We start from the raw sequence: 5244 nt of genomic DNA on the forward strand, positions 1-5244 counted from the left end.
GTAACCGGGCTTTTAAGCATACCGCTCAAGAGCGCCCCCGGCCTCCGGTGGCGCTCTTTTACGCTCGCGTCTTTCTTAACGGGGCTTGACGCTCTGCGCGGGACACGACAGAAAGATCGGCCAGAACCTAGAGTTCTGGTTTAATTTACGGCAGTTTAAAGGGGAATCCGGTGGCCCGTCCGTCTGATTATCTGTTCACCAGCGAATCCGTTTCCGAAGGTCATCCGGATAAAGTCTGCGACCGCATTTCCGATACGATTGTCGATTTGTTTCTGGCCGCCGACCCCTATGCGCGCGTCGCGGTGGAAACCTTGGCGACGACCAATCACGTAACGCTGGCGGGCGAAGTACGCGGGCCGGACAGCATCTCGCCGAAGGCGATGGAAGATGCCGCGCGCGACGCCATCCATAAGATCGGCTACGCCCAAAAGGGCTTCCACTGGCAGACCGCTAAAGTGGAAGTGCTGGTTCATGCTCAGTCCGAAGATATTGCCGTCGGCGTTGATGCCACGGGCAATAAGGACGAAGGCGCGGGCGATCAGGGCATTATGTTCGGCTTTGCCTGCACGGAAACCCCGGCGCTGATGCCCGCGCCGCTGTTCTACTCGCACGCGATCCTGAAGGGACTGGCGGAAGCCCGCCATAGCGGCGCAACCCATCACCTCGGGCCGGATGCGAAAAGCCAAGTCACGCTGCGCTATGTCGACGGTAAACCGGTGGCGGCGACCTCGGTCGTTGTTTCCACGCAGCATTCCGAAGGCGTGAATCAAGAAGAAGTCCGCGAAATCGTTCGCCCCTATGTCGAGAAAATTCTTCCGGCGGGCTGGATGTGCGACGAGCCGCATTTCTACGTGAACCCCACAGGGCGTTTCGTCATCGGCGGGCCGGACGGCGATTGCGGGCTCACGGGCCGCAAGATCATCGTCGATACCTACGGCGGCGCGGCTCCCCACGGTGGTGGTGCCTTCTCGGGGAAAGACCCGACTAAGGTCGATCGGTCGGCGGCCTATGCCGCGCGCTATCTGGCGAAGAATGTGGTGGCTGCCGGCTTGGCCGACCGCTGCACTATTCAGCTTTCTTACGCGATTGGCGTATCGCACCCGCTGTCGGTCTATGTGAATACCGATGGCACGGGGCAGGTCGATGAAGCCCGCCTCGTCAAAGTGCTGCAAGAGCTGATGAACCTCAGCCCGCGCGGCATTCGCGAGCATCTGGGGCTTAATCGCCCGATCTACGCCCGCACGGCGGCCTATGGCCACTTTGGGCGCGAGCCGGAAGCGGACGGCGGTTTCTCCTGGGAAAAAACCGATCTGGTCCCGGCCCTGAAATCGACCTTCGGCGCGTAAGTGACCGGCGAGGTTAAACGCCGCGTCTATGGGCGGCGCTTCGGGCGGAAATTACGCGACAGCCAGAAGGAGCTTCTGGCCGAGGTGATGCCGAAGGTGCGCGTTCCGGTCTTAGAGCCGGGCGCGCGCCTCGACCCCGCCCGCCTGTTCGAGACGCCAAAGCGCGATTTCTGGTTGGAAATCGGCTTTGGCGGCGGCGAACATCTCGTGTGGCAGGCGGATCAGAACCCCGATGTCGGCCTGATCGGGGCAGAGCCGTTCCTGAACGGCGTCGTCTCGGGCCTGGGGCATATTCACCGCGAGCAGGTGACGAATGTGCGCGTTTGGCCGGACGATGCGCGCCCGCTGATGGATGCGCTGCCCGATGGCTGCCTAGGCCGCGCCTTCATTCTGTTCCCCGATCCCTGGCCGAAGAAGCGGCATAACAGCCGCCGGTTCGTGCAAAAGGAAAATCTCGATAGTCTCGCCCGCCTGCTGCGGCCGGGGGCGGAACTGCGCATGGCCAGCGACGATCAAGATTACGTCGCTTGGATGCTGGCGGAGACGACCCCCCATCCGGCTTTTGCATGGCTCGCCGAAGGGCCGAGCGATTGGCGCGAGCGCCCCCGTGACTGGCCCGCAACACGCTATGAAGAAAAGGCGCGCGCGAAAGGGATTCACCCAAGTTTCCTAAGGTTTCAGCGGCGGGCGATGATTTAGCCCTTGCGGCGGGAGCGCAAAAGCGTAATATCCCGCCACTCCCATAGCGGATCGGTTGCAAAACCGGACCGACGCAAAAAGGGTGGGCCTCTTGGCCCACTTTTTTGTTTTTCGGGTGTGAGGTTTCGGAATCTTTTCGGATTTTTCTGAAATTCGGCGGGTTCTGGTTTGGGTTTGGCGAGATGAACGACGAAGATGAAATTGGCCCGGTGCAAGCGGGCGTGGCAAGCAAGATCGAGGCGCTAATCGAGCCCGCGATTGATGCGATGGGCTATGCGCTGGTTCGGGTGCAATATGCGGGTGGCCAGCGGCCTTTGTTGCAGATTATGGCCGAACGCCAGGACGGCGTTCCCATGTCGGTGGACGATTGCGCTGAAATCAGCCGCGCAGCGTCGGCCATTCTCGATGTGGAAGATCCGATTTCGGAAGCCTATCATCTCGAAGTCAGCTCGCCCGGTATTGACCGGCCCTTGACGCGCAAAACCGATTTTACCCGCTTTGCCGGGTTTGAAGTGCGGATTGATGCCGACCGGCTGATCGAAGGGCGCAAGCGCTTTCGCGGACGGTTGCTGGGAATTGCCGAAAACGGCATCGTGCGCATTCGCGATGGCGAAACCGATTTTCAGATTCCCTTCAATGCCATTGCCCGCGCCAAATTGATCCTAACGGACGATTTGATGAAGGCGAGCGCCGACGCGCTGAAGAATTAACCTAGCGTCGTTGCCGGTTCGGCCCGACCCCCGGCACGAGAGGATGCGACGCGACATTGACGGACGAATGGAACCAAGACCGTGTTAACCAGAGTTGAACTGCTGCAAGTCGCCGATACCGTCGCCCGGGAAAAGGGCATCGACCGCGAAGAAGTTCTGGTGGCGATGGAGCAGGCCATTCAGAAGGCCGGACGGTCGAAATACGGGGTCGAGCACGATATTCGCGCCGAGATTGACCGCGCGAACGGCGAAATTCGCCTGCGCCGGTTCCGGGAAGTCGTCGAAACCGTCGATAATGAAGCCACGCAAATCAGCCTGATCGAAGCGCAGGACCGTAACCCGGACGCCGGGATTGGCGATTTTCTCACCGAAATGCTGCCGCCGATCGAGTTCGGTCGCATCGCCGCCCAGACCGCCAAGCAGGTGATCGTCCAGCGCGTCCGCGATGCTGAGCGCGATCGCCAGTTCAATGAATTCAAGGACCGTGTCGGCGAAATCATCAATGGTGTGGTGAAACGCGTCGAGTTCGGCAATGTCACCATCGATCTCGGACGGGCCGAATCGGTGCTGCGCCGCGACGAGTTGCTGCCGCGCGAAACCTTCCGCCCTGGCGACCGCGTGCGCGCCTATATCTATGACGTGCGCCGCGAACAGCGCGGCCCGCAGATTTTCCTCTCGCGCACGCATCCGCAGTTCATGGCGAAACTCTTCAGCCAGGAAGTGCCGGAAGTGTACGACGGGATTATCGAAATCCGCGCCGTGGCGCGCGATCCCGGCAGCCGCGCCAAAATCGGTGTGCATTCCAATGACAGCAGCATCGATCCGGTCGGTGCCTGCGTCGGTATGCGCGGGAGCCGCGTGCAGGCGGTGGTCGGCGAGCTTCAGGGCGAGAAGATCGACATTATTCCCTGGTCGCCCGATCCTGCGACCTTCGTCGTCAACGCTCTGGCCCCGGCGGAAGTCGCCAAGGTCGTGCTCGATGAGGAAGCCCATCGCATCGATGTGATCGTTCCCGACGATCAACTGTCGCTGGCCATCGGTCGGCGCGGGCAGAATGTGCGTTTGGCGTCCCAGCTCACGGGCTGGGACATCGATATTATGACCGAAAAGCAGGATTCGGAGCGCCGTCAGGAAGATATCCGCGCCCGCTCGGAACTGTTTATCGAAGCCCTGGATGTGGACGAGCTCATCGCGCATCTGCTGGTTTCGGAAGGCTTTAGCACGCTCGAAGAAATCACCGGCGTCGCCACCGAAGAACTCGCGTCCATCGAAGGCTTCGATGACGATATCGCGACCGAACTGCAAGCCCGTGCCGCCGCCTATATCGAACAGCGCGACGTTGCGTTCGAAGAGCAGCGCAAAACGATGGGCGTGGCCGATGATGTGGCGGCCCTGCCGGGCATGACGCCGGGTCTGCTGGTGAAACTGGGTGAAAAGGGCCTCAAAACCCTGGATGACGTGGGCGATCTCGCGTCGGACGAACTGCTGGAACTCGCTGGGACCGACTCGGGCCTGGACGAAGCGCAAGCCAATGATCTCATCATGGCCGCGCGCGCCCATTGGTTCACCGACGAAGAGGCGGGGGCTTAAGCTTAGTGCTGCCGCTGGAGCCGACATCGGCGGAAATCTTGGACGGCGACGCTGCGGATGCGGCCTATGCCGACGAGAATTTTCCGGAGACCGGCCCCACGCGGCGCTGCGTCGCCACCTTCGCCCTGCGGCCTAAGGCCGAGTTGGTGCGATGCGTGGTGTCGCCGGATGGGGTGTTGGTGCCCGATCTTGAGACTAAACTTCCGGGCCGGGGGCTCTATGTAACCCCCAGCCGGGACGCGATAGGACAGGCGCTGAAGAAGCGCGCTTTTGCTAAGGCGGCTAAGCGTCCGGTCCAGGTACCGGACGATTGGGCCGACCGCTTGGCCCACTTGATTGCCGCCCGGTGCGGTAGTTTATTGGGCCTCGCGCGCCGAGCGGGGCAAGCGGTGATTGGGTACGATCAGGCGGAAGCCTGGGTTCGGGCCAATCGCGCCGCATTGCTAATCCAGGCGTGTGATGGGGCTGCCGGTGGGCGGTCAAAACTCTCTTCCCTGTTTGCCGCCTTACGCGCGCAGCCAGGGCAGGCATCCCGGCCCGAGAATCCGGGACGGGAATGGTCTCTTCTCACGGCGGCGCAGTTAGCGGCCCCGTTTGGAAGAGATCATCTGGTGCATGTAGCCATCTCCCCCGGGGGGCTGGCTCAGCGTCTGGATGAGGAATTTGCGCGGCTTTCTCAGTTGCGCGCGGATGGGTTTGAGCAGGAAGTCGCAAGAGCATGACGAACGAGAACGAGCAAAGCGGTAAGAAACCCCTCACGTTGAGCAGGGGTAAGCTCGAGCTCAAGAAGCCGGTCGAGACCCAACAGGTGCGCCAAAGTTTTTCGCACGGTCGGTCGAAGACGGTTCAGGTTGAGGTAAAGAAGAAGCGGGTGAGCACGGATGCCCCCGCCGAGGCCC

Annotated in this window: 6 protein-coding genes; all 6 read left to right on the forward strand. The window is 61.5% G+C overall.

Going from position 1 to position 5244, the window contains the following annotated elements:
- Positions 1-170 precede the first annotated feature (170 nt).
- Positions 171-1346: a methionine adenosyltransferase gene (gene metK / locus VZ95_RS03860; protein ID WP_045774706.1), complete on the forward strand. Its 1176-nt coding sequence runs from the start codon at positions 171-173 to the stop codon at positions 1344-1346.
- A complete protein-coding gene (gene trmB / locus VZ95_RS03865) occupies positions 1347-2045 on the forward strand; it encodes a tRNA (guanine(46)-N(7))-methyltransferase TrmB (protein WP_045774707.1) in 699 nt (232 codons plus the stop codon).
- Between the two features lie 182 nt (positions 2046-2227).
- Complete coding sequence (gene rimP / locus VZ95_RS03870) at positions 2228-2755, forward strand: ribosome maturation factor RimP (RefSeq protein ID WP_045774710.1); 528 nt, start codon at positions 2228-2230, stop codon at positions 2753-2755.
- Between the two features lie 81 nt (positions 2756-2836).
- Complete coding sequence (gene nusA / locus VZ95_RS03875; RefSeq protein WP_045774708.1) at positions 2837-4345, forward strand: transcription termination factor NusA; 1509 nt, start codon at positions 2837-2839, stop codon at positions 4343-4345.
- A 5-nt stretch (positions 4346-4350) separates the two neighbouring features.
- On the forward strand, positions 4351-5067 hold the full coding sequence (locus VZ95_RS03880; protein WP_052711458.1) for an RNA-binding protein: 717 nt from the start codon (positions 4351-4353) through the stop codon (positions 5065-5067).
- Positions 5064-5244: translation initiation factor IF-2 associated domain-containing protein (locus VZ95_RS03885; protein ID WP_045774709.1), on the forward strand; the 181-nt coding region annotated here is incomplete at its 3' end. The genes VZ95_RS03880 and VZ95_RS03885, both read left to right, overlap by 4 nt.

Origin of the sequence: Elstera litoralis, assembly GCF_000963705.1 — a bacterium.
In the GTDB taxonomy this organism is placed as follows: Bacteria; Pseudomonadota; Alphaproteobacteria; order Elsterales; family Elsteraceae; genus Elstera; species Elstera litoralis.